This window comes from Pseudomonas vlassakiae, assembly GCF_014269035.2.
GTDB classification, from domain to species: domain Bacteria; phylum Pseudomonadota; class Gammaproteobacteria; order Pseudomonadales; family Pseudomonadaceae; genus Aquipseudomonas; species Aquipseudomonas vlassakiae.
Map to the genome: position 1 here is coordinate 1 of NZ_JABWRP020000042.1, position 2,468 is coordinate 2,468.

Sequence of the window (2,468 nt, forward strand, 5' to 3'; positions counted from 1 at the left end):
TGGGGGCCTCGCCGGTTCTATTGAAGAACGGCATGCGCATGGCCCCCATTTCGAAGGGCGTCGAGGGCTGTTTGTAATCCTCCCCCTGGTTCGCGACCGTCAGGTGACGGCCTCCCACACGTTGGGATTGCTCGATCAGCGTGATGCGCGTGAAGCCGCACCGCAGAAGCTCACGCGCAGCAGTCAATCCGGTGATACCGGCACCTACTATGCAAATGCGCTGTTCGCGCCTTGTGGTACGAGCAATTCCTCCCTCCTGCTCGACCAAACGGCGATAGTCGAAACACAGGTCGGGCGGATTGGGGAAGCGGGCAGCCCAAGGCTGAATGGGGTCTTGCGGCTCTATGGCCAAGTCGGCGGGGTGGTTGTGCGACGATCCGATAGTCATTGTCTCGTGCTCTCGATGAGGGAGCATGAGCATGATGGGTCGAATGCAGCGCAGAGCGGTGTATAGCTAGTACCAGAAAGCATTCGCGGCGGTTCGCCGTCCCGATGAATCCGCAGCCCTGTGGGAGCGGGTTCATCGGGGCGCAAACCGCCGCGAACAGGCCGTTAAGCCTTATACCGCCAGCGCACGCTCACGCAGTTCGCTGTTGAGGATGCGGTCGTTCTCGCTGTAGTCGACCGGGCAGTCGATGACGTGCACGCCAGGGGTCTTGATGCAGTGCTCGAGCAGTGGCAGCAAGGCCTCGGCGCTTTCGACGCGGTGACCATTGGCACCATAGGCTTCGGCGTATTTGACGAAGTCCGGGTTGCCGTAGTCCAGGCCGAAATCGGTGAAGCCCATGTTGGCCTGCTTCCAGCGGATCATGCCGTAGCCATCGTCACGCAGGATCACCACGGTGATGTGCATGCCCAGACGGACTGCGGTTTCCAGCTCCTGGCTGTTCATCATGAAGCCGCCGTCGCCGCACACCGAGATCACCGGGCGATCCGGGTACACCAGGTGCGAAGCCATGGCCGATGGCAGGCCTGCGCCCATGGTCGCCAGGGCGTTGTCGAGCAGTACGGTGTTCGGCTTGTGCGCCTTGTAGTTACGGGCGAACCAGATCTTGTAGATGCCGTTGTCCAGGGCCACGATGCCTTCGGACGGCAGCACGCGACGGATGTCGGCGACCAGACGCTGCGGGTAGACCGGGAAGCGGTTGTCGTCGGCGCCTTCGGCGATCTGCGCCTCGTTCGCTTCACGAATGGCCATCAGACGGGTGAAGTCCCAGTGCGCGGTGTCGTTCAGTGCTTCGCTGATCTGCCACACGGCGTTGGCGATGTCGCCGATCACTTCGACCTGCGGGAAGTACACGGCATCGACTTCGGCGGAGCGGAAGCTGATGTGGATGACTTCGGTGCCACCACGGACCATGAAGAATGGCGGCTTCTCGATCACGTCGTGGCCGATGTTGATGATCAGGTCGGCGGCTTCAATGGCACGGTGGACGAAATCACCGGACGACAGCGCAGCGTTGCCGAGGAAGCGCGGGTGGCGCTCGTCGACCACACCTTTACCCATCTGGGTGGTGATGAACGGGATACCGGTCTTGTCGATCAGCTGCTTGAGGACCTTGGCGGTCATCTTGCGGTTGGCGCCGGCGCCGATCACCAGGATCGGGCTGCGGGCCTTCTGCAGTTTCTCTACAGCGGCTTCGATGGCCACGTGCTCGGCCAGCGGGCGACGGTGCAGGCTGCGCGGGATCGGCAGGGCGTCGGTCTGCTCGGCGGCGATGTCTTCCGGCAGCTCCAGGTGCACAGCGCCCGGCTTTTCTTCTTCAGCCAGGCGGAACGCTTCGCGCATACGGGCCGGGATGTTGTCGGCCGAGGCGAACTGGTGAGTGTACTTGGTGATGGGGTCCATCATGCCGCACACGTCAATGATCTGGAAGCGGCCCTGCTTGGACTTCTTGATCGGCTTCTGGCCGGTGATCATCATCATCGGCATGCCGCCCAGGTAGGCGTATGCACTGGCGGTTACCAGGTTGGTTGCACCAGGGCCCAGGGTCGACAGGCTCACGCCAGTCTTGCCGGTCAGGCGGCCATAGGTGGCAGCCATGAAGCCCGCGGACTGCTCGTGGCGGGTCAGTACCAGCTTGATCTTCGACTTGCGCAGGGATTCCAGCAGGTCGAGGTTTTCCTCACCAGGAATGCCGAACACATACTCGACACCTTCGTTTTCCAGGCATTGCACAACGACATCGGCGGCCTTGGCCATCTTGCTTGTAACCTCAAGTGATAGGACGGAAAGTCCAGAAATGCGCAGCACGGTACGCTGGCATCGCTCGGTTCGGGGGCCAGGATTGCCCCGAACTTAAGTCTTGACGCAGCTTAAGCGCAAACAAGTCACGTTAATTTGCGAGAAATATTGTCGCACCGTACAGACGGCACAGATAGGAGGATACAGACAAAAGACATTTGGCTGCAGCGTCATAGCGCCGCATTGCCGGAGGACGGAAAAGACAAAACCCCTACCTGCGTGC

2 protein-coding genes are annotated in these 2,468 nt (G+C 61.2%); both read right to left on the minus strand.

Translation table 11 applies throughout. The annotated features are described in order from the left end of the window. Positions 1–388 (minus strand): FAD-dependent oxidoreductase (locus HU738_RS25665; RefSeq protein ID WP_217871536.1); only part of this gene is annotated, 388 nt, incomplete at its 3' end. 171 nt (positions 389–559) lie between these two features. Beyond that, positions 560–2,203, minus strand: coding sequence for an acetolactate synthase large subunit (locus tag HU738_RS25670; RefSeq protein WP_176509814.1), 1,644 nt, complete (start codon positions 2,201–2,203; stop codon positions 560–562). Positions 2,204–2,468 lie beyond the last annotated feature (265 nt).